The organism is Stenotrophomonas sp. YJH_SMC_14-1, assembly GCF_059372275.1.
This window is the reverse complement of record NZ_JCAFVK010000002.1, coordinates 906,867-931,961: the sequence shown is the minus strand read 5'-3', so window position 1 is coordinate 931,961 and position 25,095 is coordinate 906,867. Positions and strand designations below refer to the sequence as shown.

Here is a 25,095-nt window from a genome sequence, read left to right as displayed (position 1 = left end):
CAGAATGGATGTAGGCATCCAGTGGCGATGAACGGCACCACGAGGGGGACGACGGGCTGCAGCCTGGAACCAACCCGTACCGACCTTGGCGGTCGTCCGACGTATGGCGGTGTTCAGCATTCCCTGGTGCCCGCAGTATGCGTGCCGCGCACTGTAGAGTCGAGCCGTGCTCGACTGGCTTCTGCGAGCCGCAGCGCATGCCGCCAGTCAATGGGCTTGATTCGAGAGCCACCGGCCTTTGCACCCCGTTAAGCCAGCCTCTGCAAGCCTGCGTGGAGTCCTGAAGGAGATCCCCCATGCGCCTGTCCCTGTTGATGCTTGCCGCCCTGGTCCCGGCTGTACCGGCGCTCGCCGCGGAAACCCCGGAGCTACAGCGCGCCGTGGGCGCTCCGCAGGCGGTAGGGGCGGTGCATACGCTGCGGCAGATCCCCGAGGCCTGTGCGCGCCTGGAAGGCGCCTTCACCGGGCAGGCGGCCGAGCCGTACCGCTTCTCTGCGGTGCGTACGAGCGAACAATGCCAGCCACGCGCGCGCTTCGTCGACTACGCCAAGGCGCAGCCAAGTGCCGACAAGGGCTGGAAGCTCAATGATGTGATCCGCGTGCCCAGCGCCGCGTGCCCGGCGCAGCAGGCGGTGGTGCGCGTGTGGCGGCTGCCGTCGACCAACAAGGTGGAGCTGGACGGTCAGGGCCAGTCACGCATCTATCTGGAAGAGGCCAGGAAGCAGGCCGCTGCCGGCCAGATTCCGCAGGTAACGATGTTCGCCGCGCAGCTGCAGGTGGAAGGCAAGGCCTGCAATTGAATTTTGCGTGGGCGGTGTACCCACGCGGTCATCCACGGGTAGTGCCGGCCGCTGGCCGGCAACCCTGCAATCATCACTCCGCCAGCGTCGCCCCGCGCGCCACCAGCAGCTCGCGCAAAGCCCTGCGATGGCAGTGCGCCTCATCCTCGCAGTAGCACCCCACGCTGATGTCGTTGTGCTGCGACAGTGCGGCAAGCAGGTCCAGTGCATGGGCGGCATCGGGCGCTTTCATCTCGGCCTTGTAGTGGCGGAAGAACGCGGTCCAGTCGGCGGCCGTCTTCGCCTCATGCGCCCGCTTCACCAGTTCCGCGCTGGGTGACAGGGTCGGGAACCAGACGTCGTACCAGTCCTGTTGGGCGAACTCGCTGCGCGGCACGCCGCGCGGCGGCCGCCGCACGGTGCCGATGCGCAGGCCCTCGCCAGGCACGCGCGGCGTACCGAGTCGAACAACACGCAATGCCATGGTGTGCCTCCACTAAAAGGGGACGGAGGGGATTAAGTCGTATCCGACCCACTACTGACGCTGTTGGAGATGACAGAGGGGCGTATGCGACTTAATCCCCTCCGTCCCCTTTTTCGGGTCAGCTCTCGAACGGCGGCAGCTTCTGCTTCACCGCCACGTTCTTCAGGGTGACGTACTTCGGCAGGCCGTCGGCGCCATACGGCAGCGGTGCTTCGCCCTTGATCAGCGGCGACAGGTAGGCCCGCGCCCTGGCGGTGATGCCGAAGCCGTCGCGGCGGATGAAGCCGGCGGGCATCTTCTTTTCATGGTTGGCGATCTTCGACAGTCGCGCCGCCTCGATCTTCCAGCGATAGGGCGCATCGCTGCTGCGCACGATCACCGGCATCACGCCGTTCTGGCCCTTCAGCGCCAGCTGCACGGCGGCCTTGCCGACCGCCTGCGCCTGCTCCCAGTCGGTCCTGCTGGCCAGGTGCCGGGCCGAGCGCTGCAGGTAGTCGGGCAGCGCCCAGTGCACCTTCAGGCCCAGCTGGTCCTTGACCCTGCCGGCCAGGTGCGCGGCCACGCCACCCAGCTGCGAGTGGCCGAACGAGTCCTTGCCGCCGCCAGCGTCAGCGACGAAGCGGCCATCGGCGTTGGCGATGCCCTCCGACGCCACCACCACGCAGTAGCCGACGCGCTCGACCACGGCCTTCACCTTGGCCAGGAACGCCGCCTCGTCATAGGCGCGTTCGGGCAGCAGGATGATGTGCGGCGCTTCGTCATCGCCGTTGCCGGCAAGGCCGGCGGCCGCGGCCAGCCAGCCGGCGTGGCGGCCCATCGCCTCGTAGATGAAGACGCGGGTGGAGGTCTCGGCCATCGCCGCCACGTCCAGTGCCGCTTCCCGCACCGACACCGCGGTGTACTTGGCCGCCGAGCCGAAGCCGGGGCAGGTGTCGGTCACTGCCAGGTCGTTGTCGATGGTCTTGGGCACGCCGATGCAGGTCAGGTCGTAGCCGGAGGCCTTGGCCAGCTGCGAGACCTTCAGCGCGGTATCGGCCGAGTCATTGCCGCCGTTGTAGAGGAACCAGCGCACGTCGTGCGCGCGCAGCACCTCCAGCAGGCGGTCGTAGCGGGCGCGGTCGGCGTCCAGCGATTTCAGCTTGACCCGGCAGGAGCCGAAGGCGCCGCCCGGGGTATGGGCGAGGGCGCGGATGGCCGCAGCGCTCTCCTTGCTGGTGTCGATCAGTTCCTCGCGCAGCGCGCCGAGGATGCCGTTGCGCGCGGCCAGGACCTTGATGCCCTTGGCCCGGGCCTGCTCGATCACTGCCGCCGCCGTGGCGTTGATGACCGCGGTGACACCACCGGATTGGGCGTAGAGGAGAGTACCGTTGCGCATGCGTCTACCTGCTCGGGGGAAAGGACATTGCAGGGACATTACCCGGATGCGGTAAAGTGGCGCTATTGCGGTGCAGCGATACCGGTCCGTCCGGGACGCGAACCTTCTTTGTTTTCAACACGTTGGAGTCAGGTCAATGCGATTGGTTCTGTTGGGACCGCCCGGTTCGGGCAAGGGGACACAGGCGACGCGCCTGAAGGAAAAGCTGGGGATCGCCCACATTTCGACCGGTGACATGCTGCGCGCGGAAATCGCCGCGGGCACGGAGCTGGGCAAGCAGGCCAAGACGGTGATGGATGCCGGCAACCTGGTGTCGGATGACATCCTGCTGGGCATGCTGGAGTCGCGCCTGACCCAGCCCGATGTCGCCAAGGGCTTCATTCTTGATGGCTACCCGCGCAATGTGGCCCAGGCCAATGCGATGGACGGCCTGCTGGCCAAGATCGGCCAGCCGCTGGATGCCGTGGTGCAGCTGGACGTGGCCACCGAGCTGCTGGTCGAGCGCATCGCCGGTCGTGCCAAGGAACAGGGCCGCGCCGACGACACGCCGGACGCGGTGCGCCAGCGCCTGCAGGTCTACAACGACCAGACCGCCCCGGTGGTCGACTTCTACGCCGGCCGTGGCACCCTGGCCCGCGTCGATGGCGTCGGTGAGCTGGACGAGATCGAAGCCCGCATCCTGGCGGCGATCAAGGGTTGATCCGGCGGGGCCGGTCTGTTGCCGGCCCTTCGGGCGCAAAAAAACACAGGCCTGGTCCGTGAGGATCAGGCCTGTGTCGTTTGACAGGCGCCAGCGAAGGGCTTGCTCAGGGCCCCGCAGCATGAGCTCCCTTGGGGATGGCCTCTTGGGGAGTAGGACCGGTTCGGGTACTGCGGCTGGCAGTTCGAATTGTGTCCGGGTTCACAGAACATCGCTATCGGGAATTCCCTGACAGGTGATTGGAGTTTTCTCACATCCCGTGTAGGACTTGTCTTACCCGGGGGCGGACATTGGCCCTATACAGCCGTCATCGGTCACAATCCTCGGTCATGAGCAGCGTACATATCCTTGCAATCGCCGGCACCTTCATGGGCGGCGTGGCCGCCCTGGCGCGGGAACTGGGCCATACGGTCAGCGGCAGCGACCAGGCCATCTATCCGCCGATGTCGACCCAGCTCGAGCAGCTGGGCATCGCCCTGGACCAAGGCTACCGCGCCGACAGCGTGCCGGCCGGCACCGATGACGTGGTGATCGGCAACGCCCTCTCGCGCGGCAATGCCGCCGTTGAGGCCGTGCTCGACGCCGGCCAGCGCTACATTTCGGGAGCGCAATGGCTGTCCGAACAGGTACTGCCGGGTCGCGACACGCTGGCCGTGGCAGGTACCCATGGCAAGACCACCACCACCACCATCCTCACCTGGCTGCTGGAAAGCGCCGGTCGTTCGCCCGGTTTCCTGATCGGCGGCGTCGCCGAGGATTTCGGCGTCTCCGCCCGGCTGGGCCAGGGCCGCGAGTTCGTGGTCGAGGCCGACGAGTACGACACCGCGTTCTTCGACAAGCGCAGCAAGTTCGTGCACTACCGGCCGCTGGTGGCCATCCTCAACAACCTTGAATACGACCACGCCGACATCTTCCCGGACGTGGCCGCGATCCAGCGCCAGTTCCACCACCTGGTGCGCACGGTGCCGGCGCGTGGCCGACTGATCGTCAACGGCGAGGACCCGCATCTGGCCGAAGTGCTGGCGATGGGCTGCTGGACCCCGGTCGAGCGCTTCGGCTTCGACCCGTCGCTGGAATGGCATGCCGAGCTGCTGGCCGCCGATGGCAGCGCCTTCCGCGTACACCACCGCGGGCAGGCAATGGGCGATGTGCACTGGTCGTTGCTGGGCCGCCACAACGTGCTCAACGGCCTGGCTGCGCTGGCTGCCGCACATGCGGTGGGCGTGGCGCCGGCCGACGTGATTCCTGCGCTGGCGCGCTTCCGCAGCGTCAAGCGCCGCATGGAAGTGATCGGCCGCCATGACGGCATCACCATCTACGACGATTTCGCCCATCACCCGACCGCGATCGCCACCACGCTGGAAGGCCTGCGTGCCAAGGTGGGTGACGCGCGCATCGTGGTCGCGATGGAGCCGCGCAGCAATTCGATGCGGCTGGGCGCTCACGCGCAGGCGCTGGCCCCGTCGCTGGCGTTGGCTGACGAGGTGGTGTTCCTGCATCGCCCGGAACTGGCCTGGGATGCGGCCGCGGTGATCGCCGCAGTGCGAGGCGAAGCGCACGCGGTGCCCGATACCGACGCGCTGCTGGCGCAGTTGCAGGCCAGCGCGCGCAGCGGCGACCACGTGGTGTTCATGTCCAATGGGGGCTTCGACGGCGCACCGCGCCGCTTCCTCGCCGCGCTGCAGGCCCGATGAGCAGCGACACATCACTGCCGCTGTTTCCGCTGCACACCACGCTGGTGCCGGGTGCAGCGGTCGGCCTGCGCGTGTTCGAGCGGCGTTACCTGGATCTGGTCCGCGACAGCGGCCGCAGTGGCGAGGGCTTCGGTGTCTGCCTGATCCTCGACGGCCAGGAAGTGGGAGCCCCGGCGACACCGGCAGCGTATGGCGTGCAGGTACGCATCGAAGACTTCGATGTCGGCGCCGACGGTGTGCTGCAGTTGCGCCTGCGAGGCACCCGCCGCTTCCATGTCGAGCGCACCCGCGTACGCGACAACGGCCTGGTGGTGGCCGACGTGCGCTGGTGCGACGAAGACCCCGACGATGAGCTGCGGCCGCAGCATGCGCTGCTGGCCACGGTGCTGGGGCACATCATCGAGCAGGCCGGTGAGGCCTATGCGCCGGCCAATCCGGCGTTGCTGGACCAGGCCAGCTGGGTTGGCTGGCGGCTGGCCGAACTGCTGCCGCTGAGCGAGCAGCAGCGCCTGCAGCTGCTGCAGATGGACGACCCGCACCAGCGGTTGCAGCAGTTGCTGGGCTGGATGCCGTAGCAGCCTGCCTCGGGTGGGTGTGCACCTTGGTGCACACGCTGATGCATGCGGGGAATGTCATTCACGTATGGCGTGGATCTACTCCGCCGGGCATGGTTCGGCGCTACCTGTCGTGTTCCGGCAGCGCCGGGTCATGCCCGGCGGCCTCCTCAGGGCGTTGTCGTCTTCAACCGCAGCACCGGCAACCCGGTTTCGCTGTGCACGTCCTCGCGCTGCGGCAGGCCCTGCACGGCGTCCTTCACCGCGTTCAACGCCGGGTCGACGCCACGCAGCGGGTGCCACATGCCGATCCATTCGAAGTGGCGTTCGTAACGCAGGGTCTGTGCACTGCCCAGCCACAGCGGCGTGTTGCCCGCCTGCAGCTGCGCGGGTGCCGGCCACAGGCGCAGCACATAGCGTTCGTCCGGCTTCGCACCCTGGCGCACCATCAGCAGTGCTTCCACGCGGGTGTCCAGCGTGGCCGGCAGCACCGGCAGTTCATCGGCGCCGGTGTTCTTGTCCAGCATCAGCAGCGCCTGCTGCCAGCCTGCCTGTTCCTGCCGCTTCCAGCCACGCGCTTCCAGCTGCGCCTGCAGCGGTGCCAATGGCCCGGCCACCTGCACGTCCAGCGGCCAGCGCTGGTCGTCGTCGAACTCGTTGCGGCGCGCCGGCAGCGTGGCCCAGTCGTGCTGCCACCAGGCCTGCATGTCCATCGCCTGCGGGGCCGGCAGGGTCGGTTCGAAGCGTTCCAGCTTCACCGGGATGTTGCGCGGTGCGTACCACATCGCCGCCACGGCGAAGACGCCGTAGAACAGCCAGGCCACCGGCTTCACCCAGAACGAGCGGTTGAAGCGGCGGCGATAGGCGATGCCCAGCACCAGCAGCCAGAACGTGCCGAACAGCATGCCGCCGATCACGTCGCTCAGCCAATGCGCGCCCAGGTACAGGCGCGAGAAGCCGATCAGGCTGACCACGATGCCCGAGACCAGGTACGGCCAGACGCGGGTGCGGCCGGGCATCTCGCGTGCGATCAGCACCGCGAAGAAGCCGAAGGTGATGGTGGCCATGGTCACCGACACCGACGGGAAGCCGAAGCCGCTGCTGGCGTCGATCGGGCGCACCACATCCACGGTGGCGCCCAGCAGCATGGTCAGCGCCAGGCCGAAGGCCAGTGCCGCCAGCCAGTGAGCAGCGGCCATCCAGCGTCGGCGCCAGATCAGATAGCCCATCGCCGCGGCGGTGGCTGGCAGCAGGACCTGCCAGGCCCCGAGCGACGCCAGCGCAGCCATCGGGTAGTCGGCCAGCGGATTGCGCAGCGCCAGCATGGCCTGGTGCACCAGCAGGTCGATCGCCAGCGGCTCGCCGTGTGCGACCACCACGGTCAACAGCGCGAACCAGCCCCAGCCCAGCAGGAGCAGCATCAGCGCCAGCATCGCCAGCGGCACCGATTCGCGCCGCTTCGGGTCCAGCACGCCAACGGTGTAGCGGCCCAGCGTCGGGTGGCGGTTGGACCAGTCCAGCAGGCGTGCCAGCCAGTTGTCCATGCGTGCGGCAGACCAGCGGTAGCCGTACAGCACGATGGCCCAGACCAGGCCAAGGATCACTGCCAGCAGGCCGACCACCACCACCAGCCGCCCGGCCACAGCAGCCACCGCGTCGTACGCTTCGCCGAGGATCCAGCCCGGCGCCAGGAACAGCACCGCCCAGGAAATGCTGGCGATGCCGCTGGCCTGCACGTAGCGGCTGGCGGGCATCTTCATCATGCCGGCGATGGCCGGCACGAACGGGCGGATCGCGCCGACGTAGCGTGCCACCAGGATGCTCTTGAAGGCATTGCGGCGGAACAGGTTTTCGCCCCGGTCGAGCAGCTGCGGGTAACGGCTGAACGGCCACACGCCACGCAGGCGGTCGCCCCAGCGGCGGCCGATCCAGTAACTGATGCCATCGCCGGCAAACGCACCCAATGCCGCAGCCGCCACCGCGTACGGCCCGGAGATCTGGCCCAGGCCAATGAACACGCCCACCGCGAACAGCAGTGGCAGTGCCGGCACGATGGCGCCAAGAATGATGACCGCATCGCAGAAGGCGATGAGGAAGATAACGGCGCCCGCCAGCACGGGGTGAGCGGCAATCCACGCGAGCGTGGCGTCGATCCATGAAGAGTCCATTGCCCGATTATAGGGGCGTGAAGGTGACTGGTTCCCAGCCGCTTCGTGACCGTTTGCAACCGGCGCCATCGCCTAGAATGGAGTCATGCCGCATACGCCAGACGCTCCCCACCGTGCTTTGAAGGCCGACAGTTTCGGTCAGATCCTTCTGGTTGAAGGGCCCGATGGCCCGTTCGTACGCCGCGATCTGGGGGCCACGCCGCTGTGGCTGCGGTTGCCCGCGTGGTGGCTTGCACGTCGCGAAGCACGCGCGCTGCGCCATATCCATGGCATGGCCGATGTGCCGCAGCTGCTGGCCTGGGATGGCCGCCACCTCGACCGCAGCTTCATGGCCGGCGATGCCATGTACCAGCGTCCGCCGCGCGGCGATCTGGCCTGGTTCCGCGCCGCGCGTCGCCTGCTGCAGCAGCTGCATCGCAATGGCGTGGCCCACAACGACCTGGCCAAGGAAGCCAACTGGCTGGTCACTGAAGATGGGCGACCGGCGCTGATCGACTTCCAGCTGGCGGTGATCGGCAACCCGCGCTCGCGCTGGATGCGGCTGCTGGCCCGCGAGGACCTGCGCCACCTGCTCAAGCACAAGCGCATGTACTGCCGCGAATCACTCACCCCGGTGGAGAAGCGCGTGCTCAAGCGCACCTCGTGGGTGCGCGAACTGTGGTTCGCCACCGGCAAGCCGGTCTACCGCTTCGTCACCCGCCGCATCCTGCACTGGGAAGACAACGAGGGGCAGGGACCGAAGCCGTGAGTGCATCGCAGGTGATGAGCGTGCCGCCGAGCGCGGGCAGCGTGCTGCGAACTCAGCTGCCCGGTGCGGATTTCGTGCATGCGTGCCATGCGACCACCCGTCGTGATGGGCGCTCGGCCTTGCAGGCCTATCGCGACATGGCCGCGAGCATTCCCGGTTGGTTCGATGGTCTGATGGCGCTGCGCAACCAAGGCATGCGCCTGCTTGGGATGAAGCACCTTGGCTCATTGCGTGCGGTGCAGGACACCGACGATCCGGCTGCCGGCCAGCGGCTGGGCATCTTCACCCTGCAGTCGCTGGATGACGATGCCATCGTGCTGGAAGACGATGATCGCCACCTGCGCGTACAGCTGGCCCTGCAATGGCAGGGCGATGCGCTGGAAGTGGTGACGGTGGTGCATACGCATAACGCATTCGGGCGCCTCTACATGCTGCCGGTCGCGCCCGTGCACAGGTTGATCGTGCCGCATCTGCTGCAGAAGCAGGTGCAGGCGTACCGATGATTCGACACTGCGCTCGCCGGGCCATGCCCGGCGACACGCGGCGTTTCCGGGTTACGGCGTCGCCGGCACCACCTGCTGGCCGATGAAGTTGCGCTTGGCATCGAAGTCATAGGCGATCTGCAGCTGGCCCACGTCCGGGCAGGCGTGGCAGTCGCGCAGCGGTGTGCGGTACAGCAGGCGGATCCCGCCGCCCTCCAGCGGTGTCGCTCCGGCCGATTGCGCCGGCGCGAACGGCGTGGCCTGCGGGTTGGCCTTCAACAGCTCCTGCACGGCCGGGTCGGCACGCAGCGTGTTGTCCAGCTGTACGGCATCCACATCGATGCGCTTGCCGCTGGCGTCGACCAGGCGGGTGCCTTCGTTGGTGTTGGCCCGGAAGGGATACTCGACCGTGGCAATGCCCAGCCCCTCGTTCTCATGCCAGGCGGTGACATACGCCAGTTCCCCGGCGCTGGACAGTTGCTCGGCCGCGGTGATCGCCTCGGCGCTTGCTCCCCCCGCTCGCATCGCATCGCGCAGGCAATCCCGGGTGGCGGCATTCTCGCCCTGGCGGCATGCGTTCAGATCGCCATCCCAGACCACGGCCTCGCTCCAGCGCATCTTGCCGTCGGCGGCGGCCTTCTCCGCGCTGGGCGCGTCACCGGCGGGTGGCTCCTTGCCGGGTTCCGGCGAACGGCCCTGGCAGGCAGTCAGCAGGGCAAGCCCCAAGGCAGGCAGCAACAGGCGGGAACGGCGCATGGCGTGGACCTCGTGCGTTGGCTGGAGGCCCGAGTATCGTCAAGGCCGGGTGAACTCCGCGTCGGCGCGGCATACTAGGGGCTCATTGCATACGCTGGAGTGTGGAACGTGGGCAGTCTGCAGGGCAAAACGCTTTTCATCACCGGAGCCTCGCGTGGGATCGGCCTGGCCATCGCACTGCGCGCTGCGCGCGACGGCGCCAACGTGGCCATTGCGGCCAAGTCGTCGGTGCCGAATCCGAAGCTGCCGGGCACCATCCATACCGCGGCTGAAGCGGTGACGGCGGCAGGCGGGCAGGGCCTGGCCCTGAAGTGCGACATCCGCGAGGAAGAGCAGGTGCACGCGGCGGTTGCGGCCACGGTCGATACCTTCGGCGGCATCGACATCCTGGTCAACAACGCCAGCGCGATCTGGCTGCGCGGTACGCTGGATACGCCGATGAAGCGTTTCGACCTGATGCAGCAGGTCAATGCGCGCGGCAGTTTCCTGTGCGCGCAGGCCTGCCTGCCGTACCTGCTGCAGGCGCCGAATCCGCACATCCTCACCCTTGCACCGCCGCCCAGCCTGGAGCCGAAGTGGTGGGCACCGCATACCGGCTACACGCTGGCGAAGATGGGCATGAGCTTCGTTACCCTGGGCCTGGCCGCGGAATTCGGCCCGCAGGGCGTGGCGGTGAATGCGCTGTGGCCGCGCACGGTCATCGCCACCGATGCGATCAACATGATCCCGGGCGTGGATGCGGCCGGCTGCCGCACGCCGCAGATCATGGCTGATGCCGCGCATGCGATGCTGGTACGCGAAGCGGCGGGCTTCCATGGCCAGTTCCTGATCGACGATGACGTGCTGGCGCAGGCGGGTATCACCGATCTTTCGGGCTACGCAGTGGATCCATCGCGTCCGTTGCTGCCGGATCTGTTCCTGGATTGATCGTACGTCGCCGGAAGAGGCCGAGGGCTGCGACCTTCGGCCTGCTGCGCTAGAATGTGCGGCTGTAATCGTTTTCAACAGGGATGTGAGCACATGTCACGCACTCTTTCCGTCGCGGCGCTGGCCGCTTCGCTGTCGTTGATCCTGGCCGCCTGCGGTGGCAAGGCACCCGCCGCTGCGGGCGGCGCCGCTGCCTCCGGCACGCCGGACGCCAGCGCGGCGCCGTCCGACCCGCAGCAGCAGTTGGCCGCCAAGCTCAACGCCTACATCGGCTGCTTCAACGCGCTTGATTCGAAGACCCACGGCAGCATCGAGTCCTATACGCGCTGGATCAAGGATGTCGCCGCCGGCCCGACCGGTCGCGAGACACAGGTGTACGGTCCGTTCGAGATCAGCGATTACGACATGAAGCAGTGCGATGCCCCGGTGACCGAGGCGATGGCTGCCAAGCCAGTGCTGGCCGAACTCGATGCTGCTGCCGGCCACTACCAGCAGGCGCTGAAGGCACTGGTGCCGATCAGCAAGGACGCGCACGACTACTACGATCGCCAGGACTACGAAGACGACCAGTTCGCCAAGGGCAAGCAGCTGCACGCGCCCTTGATGGCCGCCTTCAAGGATTTCGTGGCTGCCAGCGAAACGTTCAATGCCGAGCTGGAGCGCCAGAACGACGCCGCCCAGCGCGAGCAACTCAAGGCACTGGAGCAGGCCGAGGGTCGCACGCGCGAGTACTACCGCCTGGCGATGATGCTGGAAGCCAAGGCCATCATGGATCTGATGAGCGAGGATGATTTCGATCAGGCCAAGGCCCGCGAGCGTCTGGATGCGTTCAACCGCATTTCCGACGAAGCGCATGCGAAGGTGGCTGACCAGGAGCCGGGCAAGCTGGACTGGAACAGCTTCGAGCGCGAAGCCGAGAACTTCCGTCGGGAAGGCAAGGAGCGGCTGCACCGGGTCAGCAGCAAGACGCCCTACAGCGATTTCGAACGGCGTATGCTGGATTCGCCCTCGATGGCGCCGCGCGGCTCTGCCAGCAAGCTGATGCAGGAATACAACTCGCTGGTTTTCCAGAGCAACCGCCAGTAATCGCAGCGTCCATCGTGTCATTTGTGTCGCAATCGAACAGGTCGATTGCGACGCATCGCATCGCACACTTCCGAACGGCAGGGCCTTTGCGAGGCCGCCGATGCGGGTGCTTGCGTCATGCGCGAGGATATCTACCGCCTCTTTCTGCAAGGAATCGATTTGAACGCTTCTGTACGCCTGCTTCCCCTTCTTCTGCTCGGCACGCTGGTCGGTACGGCCGGTTGCGACAAAGTGCCGGGGCCGGCGGCGGCCGATCCCGGCCTGGAGAAGGTCAACGCCTACATCGAGTGCTACAACGGCGTTGAACAACCCATCCACGAAGGCTTCCAGACCTACACCGGCTGGATGAAGGACCCCGAAGCCGGTCCGACCGGCAAGGAAACGCAGCCGCGCTCACCGGGCAAGGTGCTGTCGCACCGCGTGGAGTACTGCGGCCAGGCGCTGACCGATGCGCTGGCAAAGAACCCGTCTACCGCGCTGGATGCACCGGCGCGTGACTACCAGCAGGCCTTCCAGTCGCTGTACGCGCTGATCGAACGCGCCGACGGCTACTTCACCCGTGAGGATTATCGCCGCGATGGCGGTGAGGGCCTGCGCAGCCAGCACGCGCCGTTGATGCAGGCCTATGCCGGGTTCTTCAAGGCCAGCGAGGCACTGGATGCGGCACTGGAGAAGAACGAGAACGATCGTCGCGCGGCACAGCTGAAGCAGATCGAGGAGAGCGAAGGCCGTTCGCTGGCCTACTACCATCTGCGCCTGCTGGGCGATGGCAAGCAGCTGGCCATGGCCTTCCAGGGCGACGCACCGGATCTGGCGGCGTTGCGCGTACAGCTGGCCGATTACCAGGCGCTGGTGACGGAAATCCAGAACTCCGGGGTGGGCAAGGACGACCCGATGTGGGGCCACGTGCAGCGTTCAGCGGACAAGCTGGTACGCACCGCCGGGCGCGGCGTGGAGCGTCTGCAGCAGGGCAAGCCGATCACCGCCGAAGGGCTGGCTGCCGAGCGCAAGGCCTCCGGCAGCTGGGACACCTCGGCGCCGGAAGGTGCGCAATCCACTCTGCTGGACGCCTACAACGATCTGGTCTCCACCAGCAACCGCCTGCGATGAGCAGCGCGCGCATCCATGCATAAGCGCCAAGGGTAGTGCCGGCCGCTGGCCGGCATGCGCCTCAATGGTTGAACGGATCCGGTAGCTGACCGCCGCACTTGCGGCAATACCGTGCATCCGGCTCGTGGCCTTCCAGCCCACACTCCGGGCAGCCACGCGCATCGCGGCGCGCGGCCTGCTCGGCTTCACGCATGGTGCTGGCCAGTTCGGCGGTGTAGATGCCGGTGGGCACGGCGATGATGCTGTAGCCGATCAGGATCAGCACCGAGGTGACGAAGCGGCCGAGCACGGTCTGCGGCACGATATCGCCGAAGCCGACCGTGGCCATGGTCACCACCGCCCAGTACATGCTGGCCGGGATGTTGGTGAAACCGTGTTCGGGGCCCTCGATCACGTACATCAGCGCACCGGCGATGATGGTGATGGTGATCACCGTGAACAGGAACACCAGCACCTTGCGCCGGCTGCGCCACAGCGACGTCATCAGGACGCCGCTTTCCTCGATGTAGCGGGTCAGCTTCAGGATGCGGAACACCCGCAGGATGCGCAGCGCGCGCACCACCAGCAGGCTCTGCGCGCCGGGGATGAACATCGACAGGTAGGCGGGCAGGATCGACAGCAGGTCGATGATGCCCCAGATGCTCACTGCATACCGCAGCGGGCGCTTGACCACCGCCAGCCGCAGCAGGTACTCGGCGGTGAAGATGATCGTGAATCCCCATTCCAGGATGTACAGGCCGGTGGACCATTCGGCATGCAGGTGCTGCACGCTGTCGATCATCACCACCAGGATGCTGGCGACGATCGCCACCACCAGGATCAGGTCGAAATTGCGCGAAGGGCGGGTGTCATGGCGGTAGATGATGTCGAACCACCGACGGCGCCAGCCGGTCTCGGTGGCGGGGTTGAGCTGGGGGGCGGAAAACGGTCGCATGGGCGCATTGTGCCGCAGGGGTTCCGGCGCGAGAATGGGCGTTCCTGAACCCTGCCGACTGCCATGACCGCCGCGACCGATCCGCTGATCTCCCTTTCGCACTATTACCTGCCGGTCTACAAGCCCCGCCAGGTGGTACTGGAGCGAGGCCAGGGCGCCCGCGTATGGGACAGCCAGGGCCGTGAGTTCATCGACCTGGCTGCCGGCATCGCCGTGTGCGGCCTGGGCCACAACGATCCGGACCTGGTGGCCGCGCTGGTCGAGCAGGCCGGCAAGCTCTGGCACACCAGCAACGTGTTCTACAGCGCACCGCCGCTGCACCTGGCCGAGGAACTGGTGAAGGCCAGTCGTTTCGCCGAGCGGGTGTTCCTGTGCAACTCCGGCACCGAAGCCAACGAAGTGGCGATCAAGATGGTCCGCAAGTGGGCCTCCAGCCAGGGCCGCCCGGCCGACAAGCGCGTCATCATCACCTTCCGTGGCAGCTTCCACGGCCGCACCCTGGGCGCGGTGACCGCTACCGCGCAGCCGAAGTACCAGGAAGGCTACGAGCCGCTGCCGGGTGGCTTCCGCTACATCGATTTCAACGACGAAGTGCAGCTGGAAACCGCGATGGCCGCCGGTGACGTGGCGGCGGTGATGCTGGAGCCGATCCAGGGCGAGGGCGGCGTGATGCCGGCCAAGTCCGGCTTCCTCAAGCGCGTGCGCGAACTGTGCGACCAGCACGACGCGCTGCTGGTGCTGGACGAGATCCAGGCCGGCATGGGCCGCACCGGCACGCTGTTTGCGCACTGGCAGGACGACGTGGTGCCGGACATGGTCACCCTGGCCAAGGCACTGGGTGGCGGCTTCCCGATCGGTGCGATGCTGGCCGGCCCGAAGGTGGCCGAGACCATGCAGTTTGGCGCGCACGGCACCACCTTCGGTGGCAACCCGCTGGCCGCTGCGGTGGCCCGCGTGGCGCTGCGCAAGCTGGCCTCGTCGGAGATCGCCGCCAACGTCAGCCGCCAGTCGAAGGCGCTGCGCGATGGCTTCGCGCGCATCAACGAAGAGTTCGGCGTGTTCAGCGAGGTGCGTGGTCGCGGCCTGATGCTGGGTGCGGTGCTGAGCAAGGACTTCGCCGGCCAGGCTGGTGCGATCCTCGACCACGCTGCCGGGCAGGGGCTGCTGACCCTGCAGGCCGGCCCGGACGTGCTGCGCTTCGTGCCATCGCTGAACATCACCGACGAAGAAGTGGCCGAAGGCCTCAAGCGCCTGCGCGCGGCAATTGCCGCGTTCATCGCCGCGCGCTGACGCGCTGGCGTCGGGGGCGGATCCCTCTCCTGCGGAGAGGGCCCTGACCCCGATCAGCCCACCGCGTAACGCTTCAACACCTTGCCCAACCCACGGCCATCGCGCACGGTTTCCGCGTGCAGGCCGGCGGCGCGTGCGCCACGCACGTTGGCGAACAGGTCATCGACGAACAGCGTGCGCGCAGGTGCCACGTCCAGTGCTTCCAGCGTGCGCAGGAACACTGCGGGCGCCGGTTTGCGCAGACCGAACTCCGCGCTGCAGAACACGCGGCCCTGCAGCGCAGGGAACAGTTCCGGTAGCAGAGTGGGCAAGGCCTGCTGCATCAGTGCGCCGTTGTTGGTCAGCACCGCGATTGGCAGTTGCAGGGCCTGCAATCGTTGCAACACGGCCGCCTGAGGATGGCTGGCGGCCCGTCGCGCCGCGGTCCATGCAGCCACATCGACAGTCGTGCCCAGAAGTTCTCCCAGCTGCGCCAGATAGGCCGGGCCATCCAGCGTGCCATTGTCATGTGCCGCTTCCAGCCCGCTGTCGTACAGCGCGGCCTGCACGGTTTCCGGCGCGACATCCAGCGCCTGTGCCAGATGCAGCACGCGCTGCGCGCGCTGGTACTGCACCAGCACGCCATCCACATCCAGCAGCAACAGATCGATCCGCATCGGCCGAGCATGCCATCGCGGTGGATGCGCGGAAACCCTGGAGTGCGCGTGCGACAGACGGTCGCAGACGCGGCCACAGGGGGCTGCCTAGAATGGCGCTTGAATCCGCAGGAGATGCAACGATGAAGGCTTGGATGGTGGCAGTGGGACTGGGCGCGCTGATGCTGGCGCCGTCGGCGATGGCGCGGGTGTGTGCGGTCAGCATCGACAGCACCGACCAGATGAGCTTCAGCAGCCGCGAGATCAAGGTCGCCGCCGACTGCACCGCCGTGGACCTGACCCTGCGCCACACCGGCAAGCTGGCTGTCACCGCGATGGGTCACAACTGGGTGCTGACCCGTACCGCCGATTACCAGCCGGTGGCGATGGCGGGCATGCGCATGACCCTGGCCGACAGCTACCTGCCGAAGGCCGACAAGCGCGTGCTGGCGCACACCAAGGTGATCGGCGGTGGCGAGACCACGCGCGTGCGCTTCTCCACCCAGGGCCTGCAGAAGGGCGGTGACTACACCTTCTTCTGCTCGTTCCCCGGCCACTTCGCGATGATGAAGGGCAAGTTCGTCTTCGGTTGAGCAGCCACGCATGGCGTGGCTCTACCAGTAGATCCACGCCATGCGTGGATGAAAAAAGGGGACGGAGGGGATTGAGTCGTTCGTGCACAAACGACTCAATTCCCTCCGTCCCCTTTTTTGCGATCAGCCCTTGGCAGCCCTGAACGCCACGCGTGCTGCGGCCAGCGTCGCCTCGATCACGGCATCGTCGTGGGCGCTGGACAGGAAGCCGGCCTCGTACGCCGACGGGGCCAGGAACACGCCCTGCTCCAGCATCGCGTGGAAGAAGCGGTTGAACGCCGGAATGTCGCAGGCGGTAGCCTGCGCATAGGTCTCCACCTTCTCGCTGGTGAAGAACAGCCCGAACATCGCACCCACGCAGGTGGTGGTCACGGCCACACCGGCGTCGGCGGCGGCCGCTTCCAGACCCGCACACAGGCGTGCGGTGCGCTCGGCCAGGTCGGCATGGAAGCCCGGCTGCTGGACCAGCTCCAGCATCGCCAGGCCGGCGGCCATTGCCACCGGATTGCCGCTCAGCGTGCCGGCCTGGTAGATCGGGCCGGCCGGTGCGATCTGCTGCATCAGCTCGCGGCGACCACCGTAAGCACCCACCGGCATGCCACCGCCGATGATCTTGCCGAAAGTGGTCAGGTCCGGGGTGATGCCGTAATGCGCCTGCGCACCGCCGAGGGCAACACGGAAGCCGGTCATCACTTCGTCGAAGATCAGCAGCGCGCCATGCTTCGTGCACAGCGCACGCAGGTGTTGCAGGTAGTCCTCGCGCGGCGGGATGCAGTTGGCGTTGCCGACCACCGGTTCGATGATCAGGCCGGCGATGTCCTCACCCTGCTGTTCGAACAGGGCGGTGGCCGCTTCGAAGTCGTTGTAGGGCAGGGTCAGGGTCAGTTCGCTCAGGCCGGCCGGGACGCCCGGCGAGGTCGGCACGCCCAGGGTCAGCATGCCGCTGCCGGCCTTGACCAGGAACGAGTCGCCGTGGCCGTGGTAGCAGCCTTCGAACTTGACGATGCGGTTGCGGCCGGTGGCGCCACGCGCCAGGCGGATCGCCGACAGCGTGGCCTCGGTGCCGGAGTTGACCATGCGCACCATCTCGCACGATGGCACCAGGCGGGTGATGGTCTCGGCCATGGTGACTTCGGCCGCGCACGGCGCACCGAAGGACAGGCCATTGTCGATCGCCTTCTTCACCGCCTGGCGCACGGCCGGGTGGTTGTGGCCGACGATCATCGGGCCCCAGGAACCGACGTAGTCGATGTAGCGGTTGCCATCGACGTCGTACAGGTAGGCGCCATCGGCGCGTTCAACGAAGAACGGCTCGCCGCCGACCGACTTGAACGCACGTACCGGCGAATTGACGCCGCCCGGCAGCAGCTGCTGGGCACGGGAGAACAGGGCGTGGGACTGGTCGTGGTTCATGGGGCTTTCCTGGGCATTACGCGAACTGGGCGAGATAGGCGCGCTGGGTCGCGACCGGGTCCGATGCGGCATAGATACCGCTGACCACGGCCACCAGATCGGCGCCGGCGTCGATGATGGGACCGACATTGTCCGGCGTCAGGCCGCCGATCGCCACCCGCGGCACGCCGAGTGCGGCGCTTTGCCGCAGCAGGTCGGTGTGGGCGCGGCTGCTGGTGACCTTGGTGGTGGTTGGGAAGAAGGCGCCGAAGGCCACATAGCTGGCGCCGGCCGCCACGGCCTTCTCGGCATTGGCCAGTTGGTCGTAGCAGGAGGCGCCGATGATGGCCTCGGCACCGAGCAGCGCGCGCGCGCTGGGGATGTCCCCGTCGGTGCCGCCCAGATGCACGCCGGCCGCGCCCACGGCCTTGGCCAGCACCGGATCGTCGTTGACGATCAGCGGCACGCCGTGGGCGGCGCACAGGCCTTGCAGGGCCGTCGCCTGTTCCTGCCGCAGGGCATCGCTGGCGGTCTTGTTGCGGTACTGCAGCCAGGTGGCACCAGCGGCCAGCAGCGGCGCGGTACGGGCCAGCAGGCGCGCGGTATCGGGCTCGTCCGGGGTGATCAGGTAGACGCCGCGGGGCGCCGGGGAAGCAGAAGTCATCGATGGCTACCGGTGCGTGGGCTGCAATGGGACAATGGCGGCCCGTGAATCCAGCCCCGATTATCCGATGAGCGACGCCAGCCCCACCACCCTGCGAACCTGGATGTGCGTGGTCTGCGGCTTCCTGTACAGCGAAGCGGAAGGCTTGCCGGAGGAGGGTATTGAGCCCGGGACGCGTTGGGAGGACATTCCCGAGACCTGGACCTGTCCGGACTGCGGGGTGACCAAGGCCGATTTCGAGATGGTCGAGGTCGATTGACCGGCGGGCCACCCGGCCCATCCTGTGGGTGAGGACCGTTGGGGTGGGTGTGGACCGTTGGTCCACACACCGACACCCTCAATGCAGCCGCGGCACCGGCCCGCCGAGGTCGATCAGCTTCTCGCGCAGCCACTGCGCATCGCTGGCCTCGGGATTGCGCTTCAGGTACTGCCCCAGGTCATGGCGGGCACCGGCCAGATACTCCAGTTGCAGGTACGCCAGGCCGCGGTCGCGCAGCGCGTCGTCCTGCTCGGGCGCCAGTTTCAGCAGGCGGTCGGCACTGCGTGCGGCACGATCCCATTCACCGGCTTCGGCGTAGACACCATGCAGGTTGCGCAGCATGCGCATCAGGATCGCGCGCGCCGGCGCCGGGTCGAGGATCTGCGCCAGCACCTGGTCATCGGGCATCTGTCCGCCCAGGTGTGACTTGGCGCGTTCGCGCAGTTCGTCCACGTCCAGTGGCCGGCCACCGTTGAACGGGTCCATCACCAGCACGCCGTCGTCCACCGGCAAGCGCACCAGGAAGTGGCCGGGGAAGGACACGCCATCCAACGGTATGCCGAGCCGGCGTGCGACTTCCATCTGCACCAGCGCCAACGAGATCGGATTGCCCAGGCGTCGCTCGAACACCTGGTTGAGGTAGCTGTTGCGCGGGTCGTAATACTCGTCGTGGTCGCCGCTGTAGCCCAGCTCGTCGAACAGGTGGCGGTTGATCGCCGCCATTTTCAGTGAGCTGTTGTCGATGCTCTCCACTTCCGAACGGAGGTGGTCGACATGGCTCTGGATCAGCGCGTCGTAGGTGGACGGCTGCAGATCGGGGTATTCATCGCGCGCGATCAGCAGCGCGGTCGGCAACAAGGGCAGCGCCTCGTCTTCGAGGTCGGCCAGTGCATCCCAGTCGGGGAGTGTGATCCGGTCCTGCATGACCACAGACTGGCGTCATTCGCAGGCGGTTTCAAGCGGTGCCGCGTGAAAAATCCAGGGGTCAGATCCCTTTCGCGTGCGAAAGGGATCTGACCCCTGCAGGGTTGCCGGCCAGCGGCCGGCACTACCGCGGGCAGAACCCTGTTACTCGATGCCTGGGCCGAACTTCAGCTCCGTGCCGTCCTTCAGCTTGAGCTTCTCGGCCTGGCCGGCGTTGAGCTCCAGCACGTAACGTGCCGGGCCACCGCTGGGGTAGGGCGGGCACATGTCGCCGGCCGAGCACGGCGGCACATCACGCTGCTGGCTGACCAGCTTGCGCTGGCTGTCGAAGTACAGGATGTCCAGCGCGATCCTGGTGTTCTTCATCCAGTACGCCTGCATTTCCTCGCGGTCGTGGATGAACAGCATGCCGTGGTCGGCCGCCATCTGGTCGCGGAACATCAGACCGCGTGCGCGGGTTTCATCGTTGGTGGCCAGCTCGACCTGGTAGCGGGCGCCATCCAGTTCGACCCAGTGGCGGGCCGCGTCGGTGGCGCAGCCAGCCAGGGCCAGCAGCGGGAGCATCAGCAGCGAACGCAACAGCGACATCGTCAGGATCCTTCGAAAGGGTCAGAGCACGACCGGCGGCTCGCCGCCGACGATCACCACATCTGCGCGGCGGCGCGCGAACAGGCCGACGCAGACCACGCCCGGCAGCTGATTGAGCTCGCGCTCCAGCTTTTCCGGATCGGTGATCTGCAGGTTGTGGATGTCCAGGATCTGGTTGCCGTTGTCGGTGACCACGCCTTCACGCCAGGTCGGCTGGCCGCCGGTCATGTCGCGGATCTGGCGGGCGACCAGGCTGCGCGCCATCGGGATCACTTCCACCGGCAGCGGGAACCTGCCCAGCACCGGCACCTGCTTGCTCGGGTCGATGATGCAGATGAAGCGCTCGCTGGCCTCGGCGATGACCTTCTCGCGGGTCAGCGCGGCGCCGCCGCCCTTGATCAGGCACTTGTTGGCGTCGCACTCATCGGCGCCATCGACGTACAGCGACAGGTTGCCGCTGTGGTTCAGCTCGATCACCTCGATGCCGTGCTGCTTCAGGCGCGCGGTGCTCTGCTCGGAGCTGGAAACAGCGCCCTTGATGCGGTGCTGGATGCGGGCCAGGGCATCGATGAAATAGGCCACGGTGGAACCGGTGCCGACACCGACGATCATGCCGTCTTCAACGTACTCGATGGCTTTCTCGGCGGCCAGGCGCTTGGCTTCGGACATGGGAGAACTCTCAGGCAGGGAATCAGGATTTCTTTTCCAGCGACAGCAGCAGCTTCCACTGCGCGGCGGTCACCGGGAACACCGACAGGCGGTTGCCCTTGGCAACCAGCGGGAAGCCCTCGCCGAGTTCTTCGGCGTGCAGCTTGATCTCGTCCAGCGCGATCACCTGCTTGAGCTTGCGGTCGAATGCCACGTCCACCAGCATCCAGCGCGGGTTTTCGCGCGTGCTCTTGGGGTCGTGGTAGTCGGATTTCGGATCGAACTGGGTGTCGTCCGGGTAGGCCGTACTGGCCACGGTGGCCAGGCCGACGATGCCGGGCACCTTGGTATTGGAGTGGTAGAACAGGATGCCGTCGCCCACCTGCATGCCATCGCGCATGAAGTTGCGCGCCTGGTAGTTGCGCACCCCGTTCCAGGGTTCGACCTTGACCTTGGCCAGGTCATCGATGGAGAAGGCGTCCGGTTCGGACTTCATCAGCCAGTAGCGCTTGCGGGCGGTCATGCGTTCACGGGGGCAGCGGAGGGGAACAGGGTGCCGTCTTCGGTGCAGATCGCATCCACCGGCACGTCCCACGACGCCACCGGCAAGGACTCGACCTGCTGCACCGCGAACGCAGCACCGACCAGCCAGGGCGGCGCCGGCCGGTCGTGGCGGAAGGCGAAGCTGCGATCATACCAGCCGCCCCCCATGCCCAGCCGCCGGCACTGCGTGTCGAAACCCACCAGCGGGGCCACCACCAGCGCCATCTGTGCTGGTTCCAGTGTGTCTTCCAGCGCCACGTCCGGCTCGGGAATGCCGTAGCGGTTGCTGGTCAGCGGCTGCCCCGGCCGCCACGGCGCGAAGCGCAGCACGTCGCCGGCCAGCACCGGCAGGCAGTAGGTGAGGCCTTCGGGCAACTGCAACTGCCAGCGGTGCAGGGCGATCTCGCCATCCAGCGCCCAGTAGCCGGCCACGGCGCCTTCGCGCGGGGCGAACGGCAGGGCGAGCAGGGCATCGGCAAGCGATTCGGCGGCGGCGATGCGCTCAGCGGCGGAAAGGTCGCGGCGGCGTTGCCGCAGGTCGTGGCGCAGGGCCTGGCGCGGGTCGGTCATGGCAGCGTGCGGCAAGGATCAGCCGTCATTGTGCCGGAAAGAACAAGGGCGACGCCCGAAGACGCCGCCCTTGCTGGAATATTGCATTCTCCGCAATGTCGATGCATGCGAAACGACCTTGAACCCGGGGGCTCAAGTGGGAACGCTGGAGAACCATCGGGCTTCCCGCTGCAAGGCGGACCTGCACTCCCGGCGCTGTCGCGCTCCCGGTGTCGTTCTTAAGGGACAAGGCGAATGTTTGCACATGCCGTCGAGTACCGCAGAGAACGCGTGGCCATTATAGCCAGCACGCAGGATCTGGATAGGCCGTTCGTCGGCAACAGTCCGTGCCAATTCAGATATGAGAAGACGCGTTTTGCACGATTTTCAGGCGCCGCCGTCGATGGCGCGGTCCAGGCGCCGGTTCAGGTCGGCCAGGGTCTGCTGCAGGGCCACGGCCTGGCGGGCGTTTTCGTCGCGCAGCAGCTGCAGTTCGTGGGCCAGGTTCAGCGCGGCCAACACGGCGACGCGATCGACCGCGGCCATGCGGTTGCTGCCGCGGATCTCACGCATGCGAGCATCCAGCAGGCGCGCGGCGGCCATCAGGCTGTCACGTTCATCGCTGCCGACGCCCACGGTGTATTCACGATCGAGGATGCGGACACTGACCGGTTCGGCGCTCATGTGTGCTGCTCCAGGGATTTGAGCCGGCTGATCATTGCTTCCACCCGCGAACGTGCCTGCTCATTCTTGGCCAGCAGCGTCGAGCGCTCGGCCACCAGCTGCTCCTGCTGGTGGCGCAGGCTGCGGTTCTCCTCGGCCAGGCGCTGGTTGCGTTCAAGCAACGCTTCCACGCGGGCGGCGAAGTCCTGCAGCTGGGCAAGGGGATCGGCGGGTTCCATGCGGGCACGATAGGCAAGCCGGGCAAGGGCGGTCAAGCGTTGTCGCAGCAAGGCTGGACGCCTGCGGAGAGGATGCCGTCGGGTTGCTACACTACGGGGTCTCACGGGCGCGCGCGTGCGCGCCCCGGGTTTCCTTTCCGAACGAGCCGCACGATGACCGAACTTCCCTCCGTCGACGACGTTACCCGCGCCAGCCAGGCGTTGGGCCTGGGCGCCACCGCTGCAGAGCTGCACGGCGCGCTGTGCGGCTGGCTGGCTGCCGGCGGTGCCCCCGGCAACGACTGGCCGGCGCGCGTGCTGGCCGACGACAACCTGCCGCCGGTGGCCGCCGACAGCGTGCTGGGGCAGCTGCTGCAGGCCACCATCAAGCAGCTGGAAGACCGCGACTTCGCCTTCGAGCTGCTGCTGACCGACGGCGACGACGTATCCGCGCAGGCCGATGCCATGTTCAGCTGGACCCGGTCCTTCCTGGGCGGCTTCGGCCTGGGCAGCGGCGGCCGCCGCCCGACCCTGTCCGAAGAGGGCGAGGAAGCGCTGACCGACATGGCCAGCCTGGCGCGTGCCTCCAGCGAGGATTTCGAGGCCGGTGGCGATGATGACGACGAAGCTCTGTCGGAGATCGAGGAATTCATCCGCGTGGCGGTGCTCCTGCTGCACGGCGACGTGGTGCTGGCCTCGCGCCATCGTCAGCGCCTGAACTGATGGACATCAAGCAGCGCACCGGCATTGCCGCCGGCGAGTACAAGCGTCGCCGCCGCCAGCTGATGGACATGGCCGGCGAGGACGCGATCCTGGTGCTGCCGGCGGCGGCCGAGAAGGTGCGCAGCCTCGATACCCATTATCCGTTCCGGCAGGATTCGGATTTCCAGTACCTGAGCGGCTTCCCGGAGCCGGAAGCAGTGCTGGTGCTGATCCCGGGCCGACGCCACGGCGAGGCCATCCTGTTCTGCCGCGAGCGCGATGCCGAACGCGAAGCCTGGGACGGCAGCCGCGCCGGCCAGGAAGGCGCGGTGGCGCAGTACGGCATGGACGACGCCTACCCGATCGATGATCTGGACGACATCCTGCCGGGCCTGCTGGAAGGCCGTTCGCGCGTCTACTACCACTTCGGCCGGGATGCCGACTTCGACCTGAAGCTGATCGGCTGGGTCAACCGCGTGCGTTCGCAGGTGCGCCACGGGGCGCAGCCGCCGCACGAGTTCCTCGAACTGGGCCACCTGCTGCACGAGCAGCGCCTGTTCAAGTCCGGTGCCGAAGTGGCGTTGATGCACCACGCCGCGCAGATCAGCGTGCGTGCGCATCTGGCCGCGATGAAGGCCGCCAGGGCCGGCATCCACGAGTACGAACTGCAGGCGGAGCTGGAACGCGTGTTCCGCGCCAATGATGCGGTGCCCGCGTACTGCAGCATCGTCGGCGCCGGCCGCAACGGCTGCATCCTGCATTACCGCGACAACAACGCGCGTTCGCGCGACGGCGAGCTGGTGCTGATCGACGCCGGTGCCGAGTACCGTGGCTACGCCAGTGACATCACCCGCACGTTCCCGGTGAATGGCCGCTTCAGTGCCGAGCAGCGTGCACTGCACGACCTGGTCGGCGATGCGCAGGCCGCTGCGTTGGCCCAGGCCAGGCCGGGCGTGCCGTACGAGGCCGGTCACCTCGCCGCAGTGCAGACCCTGACCGAGGGCCTGCTGCGGTTGGGCCTGCTGAAGGGTACGCTGGAAAAGAACCTGGCCGAAGGCCTGTACCAGCGCTTCTACCGGCACAAGACCGGGCACTGGATCGGCATGGACGTGCACGACGTGGGCGACTACCGCCTGGCCGGTGACTCGCGTCTGCTGGAGCCGGGCATGGCGTTCACCATCGAGCCGGGGTTGTACATCGGCGTGGATGACACGACGGTGGAGCCGCGCTGGCGCGGTATCGGCATCCGTACCGAGGATGACGTGCTGATCACCGACGATGGCCATCGCGTGCTGACCGAAGGCCTGGCGCGCAGCGCCGACGAGATTGAAGCGGTGATGGCGGGGTAAGGGGTGTTCTGCAGGGCTTGCAGCCCTGCACCCGCGGTAGTGCCGGCCGCTGGCCGGCAACCTCAACAGCAACAGCAACAGCGGGCATTCCGTGGGATGGCGGGGCACTGTGGGTTTGCGGGGACGCCGTAAACCCGTCCATGGGGGCTTGGTCGCGGCATCCATGCCGCTCACACCCCGCAAACCCACAGTACCCCGCCTTCGACAGGTTCACGCGGCTGTTGGTGGGTGCCGATCGTTGATCGGCACATCTGTCAGATATCGAATGAATCATCCACGCA

At 67.2% G+C, this 25,095-nt stretch carries 29 protein-coding genes and 1 other RNA gene; 14 read left to right on the top strand and 16 right to left on the bottom strand.

Annotated features, from left to right (window positions below):
- Positions 1 to 296: 296 nt before the first annotated feature.
- Complete coding sequence (locus AC5P9P_RS09215) at positions 297 to 800, top strand: hypothetical protein (protein ID WP_012481186.1); 504 nt, start codon at positions 297 to 299, stop codon at positions 798 to 800.
- A 73-nt stretch (positions 801 to 873) separates the two neighbouring features.
- Here the strand turns inward: AC5P9P_RS09215 and AC5P9P_RS09210 are convergent, their stop codons facing one another.
- Positions 874 to 1,263, bottom strand: a complete 390-nt coding sequence (locus AC5P9P_RS09210; protein WP_033835619.1) for a DUF488 domain-containing protein — start codon at positions 1,261 to 1,263, stop codon at positions 874 to 876.
- A 118-nt stretch (positions 1,264 to 1,381) separates the two neighbouring features.
- Positions 1,382 to 2,638 carry a 6-phosphofructokinase gene (locus tag AC5P9P_RS09205; RefSeq protein ID WP_495232700.1) on the bottom strand — a complete coding sequence of 419 codons (1,257 nt, stop codon included), beginning with the start codon at positions 2,636 to 2,638 and terminating at the stop codon, positions 1,382 to 1,384.
- A gap of 136 nt (positions 2,639 to 2,774) precedes the next feature.
- Here AC5P9P_RS09205 and AC5P9P_RS09200 point away from each other — a divergent pair, with 136 nt between their 5' ends.
- From AC5P9P_RS09200 to AC5P9P_RS09190, 3 genes are all read left to right on the top strand, one after another.
- Positions 2,775 to 3,338, top strand: a complete 564-nt coding sequence (locus AC5P9P_RS09200; RefSeq protein ID WP_033835617.1) for an adenylate kinase — start codon at positions 2,775 to 2,777, stop codon at positions 3,336 to 3,338.
- Between the two features lie 329 nt (positions 3,339 to 3,667).
- Positions 3,668 to 5,032: a UDP-N-acetylmuramate:L-alanyl-gamma-D-glutamyl-meso-diaminopimelate ligase gene (gene mpl / locus AC5P9P_RS09195; protein WP_024957120.1), complete on the top strand. Its 1,365-nt coding sequence runs from the start codon at positions 3,668 to 3,670 to the stop codon at positions 5,030 to 5,032.
- On the top strand, positions 5,029 to 5,607 hold the full coding sequence (locus AC5P9P_RS09190) for an LON peptidase substrate-binding domain-containing protein (RefSeq protein ID WP_012481182.1): 579 nt from the start codon (positions 5,029 to 5,031) through the stop codon (positions 5,605 to 5,607). The genes mpl and AC5P9P_RS09190 overlap by 4 nt, the downstream gene beginning before the upstream one ends.
- Positions 5,608 to 5,756: 149 nt before the next feature.
- Here AC5P9P_RS09190 and AC5P9P_RS09185 read toward each other — a convergent pair whose 3' ends face one another.
- Positions 5,757 to 7,754 (bottom strand): bifunctional DedA family/phosphatase PAP2 family protein, encoded by a 1,998-nt coding sequence (locus tag AC5P9P_RS09185; protein WP_033834485.1) that lies wholly within the window; start codon positions 7,752 to 7,754, stop codon positions 5,757 to 5,759.
- 85 nt (positions 7,755 to 7,839) lie between these two features.
- On the opposite strand from AC5P9P_RS09185, the gene AC5P9P_RS09180 reads away from it, so the two are divergent.
- Together AC5P9P_RS09180 and AC5P9P_RS09175 are read left to right on the top strand one after the other, a co-directional pair.
- Complete coding sequence (locus AC5P9P_RS09180) at positions 7,840 to 8,502, top strand: serine/threonine-protein kinase (protein WP_012481180.1); 663 nt, start codon at positions 7,840 to 7,842, stop codon at positions 8,500 to 8,502.
- On the top strand, positions 8,499 to 9,005 hold the full coding sequence (locus AC5P9P_RS09175; RefSeq protein WP_049431197.1) for a DUF2867 domain-containing protein: 507 nt from the start codon (positions 8,499 to 8,501) through the stop codon (positions 9,003 to 9,005). Before AC5P9P_RS09180 ends, AC5P9P_RS09175 begins: the two co-directional genes overlap by 4 nt.
- Positions 9,006 to 9,056: 51 nt before the next feature.
- On the opposite strand, the gene AC5P9P_RS09170 is transcribed toward AC5P9P_RS09175, so the two are convergent.
- Positions 9,057 to 9,740, bottom strand: coding sequence for a hypothetical protein (locus AC5P9P_RS09170; protein WP_049403917.1), 684 nt, complete (start codon positions 9,738 to 9,740; stop codon positions 9,057 to 9,059).
- A gap of 108 nt (positions 9,741 to 9,848) precedes the next feature.
- Between AC5P9P_RS09170 and AC5P9P_RS09165 the strand changes: the two genes are divergently transcribed.
- The 3 genes from AC5P9P_RS09165 to AC5P9P_RS09155 all read left to right on the top strand — a co-directional run bounded on the left by AC5P9P_RS09165 (position 9,849) and on the right by AC5P9P_RS09155 (position 12,863).
- Complete coding sequence (locus AC5P9P_RS09165) at positions 9,849 to 10,667, top strand: SDR family oxidoreductase (RefSeq protein ID WP_288469217.1); 819 nt, start codon at positions 9,849 to 9,851, stop codon at positions 10,665 to 10,667.
- Between the two features lie 93 nt (positions 10,668 to 10,760).
- A complete protein-coding gene (locus AC5P9P_RS09160) occupies positions 10,761 to 11,753 on the top strand; it encodes a YiiG family protein (RefSeq protein ID WP_049431194.1) in 993 nt (330 codons plus the stop codon).
- A gap of 159 nt (positions 11,754 to 11,912) precedes the next feature.
- Positions 11,913 to 12,863, top strand: coding sequence for a YiiG family protein (locus AC5P9P_RS09155; protein WP_065185337.1), 951 nt, complete (start codon positions 11,913 to 11,915; stop codon positions 12,861 to 12,863).
- Positions 12,864 to 12,924: 61 nt separating this feature from the next.
- Here AC5P9P_RS09155 and AC5P9P_RS09150 read toward each other — a convergent pair whose 3' ends face one another.
- Positions 12,925 to 13,797: an ion transporter gene (locus AC5P9P_RS09150; RefSeq protein WP_049403922.1), complete on the bottom strand. Its 873-nt coding sequence runs from the start codon at positions 13,795 to 13,797 to the stop codon at positions 12,925 to 12,927.
- A gap of 63 nt (positions 13,798 to 13,860) precedes the next feature.
- Between AC5P9P_RS09150 and AC5P9P_RS09145 the strand changes: the two genes are divergently transcribed.
- Entirely contained in the window at positions 13,861 to 15,087 is a 1,227-nt protein-coding gene (locus AC5P9P_RS09145) for an acetylornithine transaminase (protein WP_288469218.1), read from the top strand.
- Between the two features lie 53 nt (positions 15,088 to 15,140).
- Here AC5P9P_RS09145 and AC5P9P_RS09140 read toward each other — a convergent pair whose 3' ends face one another.
- The gene (locus AC5P9P_RS09140; RefSeq protein ID WP_288469219.1) at positions 15,141 to 15,743 is read right to left on the bottom strand and encodes an HAD-IA family hydrolase; all 603 of its coding nucleotides are present in this window, start codon (positions 15,741 to 15,743) and stop codon (positions 15,141 to 15,143) included.
- Between the two features lie 122 nt (positions 15,744 to 15,865).
- On the opposite strand from AC5P9P_RS09140, the gene azu reads away from it, so the two are divergent.
- Positions 15,866 to 16,315 carry an azurin gene (gene azu, locus AC5P9P_RS09135; protein ID WP_005410908.1) on the top strand — a complete coding sequence of 150 codons (450 nt, stop codon included), beginning with the start codon at positions 15,866 to 15,868 and terminating at the stop codon, positions 16,313 to 16,315.
- Between the two features lie 123 nt (positions 16,316 to 16,438).
- Here azu and hemL read toward each other — a convergent pair whose 3' ends face one another.
- Both hemL and thiE read right to left on the bottom strand, forming a co-directional pair.
- The gene (hemL, locus tag AC5P9P_RS09130) at positions 16,439 to 17,728 is read right to left on the bottom strand and encodes a glutamate-1-semialdehyde 2,1-aminomutase (RefSeq protein ID WP_495232699.1); all 1,290 of its coding nucleotides are present in this window, start codon (positions 17,726 to 17,728) and stop codon (positions 16,439 to 16,441) included.
- Between the two features lie 16 nt (positions 17,729 to 17,744).
- Entirely contained in the window at positions 17,745 to 18,371 is a 627-nt protein-coding gene (gene thiE / locus AC5P9P_RS09125) for a thiamine phosphate synthase (protein ID WP_005410906.1), read from the bottom strand.
- A gap of 67 nt (positions 18,372 to 18,438) precedes the next feature.
- Between thiE and AC5P9P_RS09120 the strand changes: the two genes are divergently transcribed.
- On the top strand, positions 18,439 to 18,630 hold the full coding sequence (locus tag AC5P9P_RS09120; protein ID WP_012481171.1) for a rubredoxin: 192 nt from the start codon (positions 18,439 to 18,441) through the stop codon (positions 18,628 to 18,630).
- Between the two features lie 78 nt (positions 18,631 to 18,708).
- On the opposite strand, the gene AC5P9P_RS09115 is transcribed toward AC5P9P_RS09120, so the two are convergent.
- The 8 genes from AC5P9P_RS09115 to AC5P9P_RS09080 form a co-directional block, all read right to left on the bottom strand.
- Positions 18,709 to 19,554 carry a SirB1 family protein gene (locus AC5P9P_RS09115; RefSeq protein ID WP_049431179.1) on the bottom strand — a complete coding sequence of 282 codons (846 nt, stop codon included), beginning with the start codon at positions 19,552 to 19,554 and terminating at the stop codon, positions 18,709 to 18,711.
- 144 nt (positions 19,555 to 19,698) lie between these two features.
- Positions 19,699 to 20,142 (bottom strand): DUF192 domain-containing protein, encoded by a 444-nt coding sequence (locus AC5P9P_RS09110; RefSeq protein ID WP_005410903.1) that lies wholly within the window; start codon positions 20,140 to 20,142, stop codon positions 19,699 to 19,701.
- A gap of 21 nt (positions 20,143 to 20,163) precedes the next feature.
- Positions 20,164 to 20,811 (bottom strand): ribose-5-phosphate isomerase RpiA, encoded by a 648-nt coding sequence (rpiA, locus tag AC5P9P_RS09105; protein ID WP_111172499.1) that lies wholly within the window; start codon positions 20,809 to 20,811, stop codon positions 20,164 to 20,166.
- A gap of 22 nt (positions 20,812 to 20,833) precedes the next feature.
- Positions 20,834 to 21,313, bottom strand: a complete 480-nt coding sequence (locus AC5P9P_RS09100; protein WP_005410901.1) for an EVE domain-containing protein — start codon at positions 21,311 to 21,313, stop codon at positions 20,834 to 20,836.
- Positions 21,310 to 21,903 carry a 5-formyltetrahydrofolate cyclo-ligase gene (locus tag AC5P9P_RS09095; protein WP_033834478.1) on the bottom strand — a complete coding sequence of 198 codons (594 nt, stop codon included), beginning with the start codon at positions 21,901 to 21,903 and terminating at the stop codon, positions 21,310 to 21,312. The genes AC5P9P_RS09100 and AC5P9P_RS09095 overlap by 4 nt, the downstream gene beginning before the upstream one ends.
- A gap of 83 nt (positions 21,904 to 21,986) precedes the next feature.
- Positions 21,987 to 22,172, bottom strand: a non-coding RNA gene (gene ssrS / locus AC5P9P_RS09090) — 6S RNA.
- Positions 22,173 to 22,269: 97 nt separating this feature from the next.
- Positions 22,270 to 22,566: a cell division protein ZapA gene (locus AC5P9P_RS09085; protein ID WP_329772766.1), complete on the bottom strand. Its 297-nt coding sequence runs from the start codon at positions 22,564 to 22,566 to the stop codon at positions 22,270 to 22,272.
- A complete protein-coding gene (locus tag AC5P9P_RS09080; RefSeq protein ID WP_005410898.1) occupies positions 22,563 to 22,784 on the bottom strand; it encodes a TIGR02449 family protein in 222 nt (73 codons plus the stop codon). Before AC5P9P_RS09080 ends, AC5P9P_RS09085 begins: the two co-directional genes overlap by 4 nt.
- A gap of 153 nt (positions 22,785 to 22,937) precedes the next feature.
- Between AC5P9P_RS09080 and AC5P9P_RS09075 the strand changes: the two genes are divergently transcribed.
- Positions 22,938 to 23,486: a YecA/YgfB family protein gene (locus AC5P9P_RS09075; protein ID WP_005410897.1), complete on the top strand. Its 549-nt coding sequence runs from the start codon at positions 22,938 to 22,940 to the stop codon at positions 23,484 to 23,486.
- Positions 23,487 to 23,491: 5 nt separating this feature from the next.
- Positions 23,492 to 24,814 carry an aminopeptidase P N-terminal domain-containing protein gene (locus AC5P9P_RS09070; RefSeq protein ID WP_087944448.1) on the top strand — a complete coding sequence of 441 codons (1,323 nt, stop codon included), beginning with the start codon at positions 23,492 to 23,494 and terminating at the stop codon, positions 24,812 to 24,814.
- Positions 24,815 to 25,095: the final 281 nt, after the last annotated feature.

Bases quoted from the DNA above. Each gene is read 5' to 3' on its own strand.
- AC5P9P_RS09215 (WP_012481186.1), top strand. From the start codon at position 297: ATGCGCCTGTCCCTGTTGATGCTTGCCGCCCTGGTCCCGGCTGTACCG.
- AC5P9P_RS09210 (WP_033835619.1), bottom strand. From the start codon at position 1,263: ATGGCATTGCGTGTTGTTCGACTCGGTACGCCGCGCGTGCCTGGCGAG.
- AC5P9P_RS09205 (WP_495232700.1), bottom strand. From the start codon at position 2,638: ATGCGCAACGGTACTCTCCTCTACGCCCAATCCGGTGGTGTCACCGCG.
- AC5P9P_RS09200 (WP_033835617.1), top strand. From the start codon at position 2,775: ATGCGATTGGTTCTGTTGGGACCGCCCGGTTCGGGCAAGGGGACACAG.
- mpl (WP_024957120.1), top strand. From the start codon at position 3,668: ATGAGCAGCGTACATATCCTTGCAATCGCCGGCACCTTCATGGGCGGC.
- AC5P9P_RS09190 (WP_012481182.1), top strand. From the start codon at position 5,029: ATGAGCAGCGACACATCACTGCCGCTGTTTCCGCTGCACACCACGCTG.
- AC5P9P_RS09185 (WP_033834485.1), bottom strand. From the start codon at position 7,754: ATGGACTCTTCATGGATCGACGCCACGCTCGCGTGGATTGCCGCTCAC.
- AC5P9P_RS09180 (WP_012481180.1), top strand. From the start codon at position 7,840: ATGCCGCATACGCCAGACGCTCCCCACCGTGCTTTGAAGGCCGACAGT.
- AC5P9P_RS09170 (WP_049403917.1), bottom strand. From the start codon at position 9,740: ATGCGCCGTTCCCGCCTGTTGCTGCCTGCCTTGGGGCTTGCCCTGCTG.
- AC5P9P_RS09160 (WP_049431194.1), top strand. From the start codon at position 10,761: ATGTCACGCACTCTTTCCGTCGCGGCGCTGGCCGCTTCGCTGTCGTTG.
- AC5P9P_RS09150 (WP_049403922.1), bottom strand. From the start codon at position 13,797: ATGCGACCGTTTTCCGCCCCCCAGCTCAACCCCGCCACCGAGACCGGC.
- AC5P9P_RS09145 (WP_288469218.1), top strand. From the start codon at position 13,861: ATGACCGCCGCGACCGATCCGCTGATCTCCCTTTCGCACTATTACCTG.
- AC5P9P_RS09140 (WP_288469219.1), bottom strand. From the start codon at position 15,743: ATGCGGATCGATCTGTTGCTGCTGGATGTGGATGGCGTGCTGGTGCAG.
- azu (WP_005410908.1), top strand. From the start codon at position 15,866: ATGAAGGCTTGGATGGTGGCAGTGGGACTGGGCGCGCTGATGCTGGCG.
- hemL (WP_495232699.1), bottom strand. From the start codon at position 17,728: ATGAACCACGACCAGTCCCACGCCCTGTTCTCCCGTGCCCAGCAGCTG.
- thiE (WP_005410906.1), bottom strand. From the start codon at position 18,371: ATGACTTCTGCTTCCCCGGCGCCCCGCGGCGTCTACCTGATCACCCCG.
- AC5P9P_RS09120 (WP_012481171.1), top strand. From the start codon at position 18,439: ATGAGCGACGCCAGCCCCACCACCCTGCGAACCTGGATGTGCGTGGTC.
- AC5P9P_RS09115 (WP_049431179.1), bottom strand. From the start codon at position 19,554: ATGCAGGACCGGATCACACTCCCCGACTGGGATGCACTGGCCGACCTC.
- AC5P9P_RS09110 (WP_005410903.1), bottom strand. From the start codon at position 20,142: ATGTCGCTGTTGCGTTCGCTGCTGATGCTCCCGCTGCTGGCCCTGGCT.
- rpiA (WP_111172499.1), bottom strand. From the start codon at position 20,811: ATGTCCGAAGCCAAGCGCCTGGCCGCCGAGAAAGCCATCGAGTACGTT.
- AC5P9P_RS09100 (WP_005410901.1), bottom strand. From the start codon at position 21,313: ATGACCGCCCGCAAGCGCTACTGGCTGATGAAGTCCGAACCGGACGCC.
- AC5P9P_RS09095 (WP_033834478.1), bottom strand. From the start codon at position 21,903: ATGACCGACCCGCGCCAGGCCCTGCGCCACGACCTGCGGCAACGCCGC.
- AC5P9P_RS09085 (WP_329772766.1), bottom strand. From the start codon at position 22,566: ATGAGCGCCGAACCGGTCAGTGTCCGCATCCTCGATCGTGAATACACC.
- AC5P9P_RS09080 (WP_005410898.1), bottom strand. From the start codon at position 22,784: ATGGAACCCGCCGATCCCCTTGCCCAGCTGCAGGACTTCGCCGCCCGC.
- AC5P9P_RS09075 (WP_005410897.1), top strand. From the start codon at position 22,938: ATGACCGAACTTCCCTCCGTCGACGACGTTACCCGCGCCAGCCAGGCG.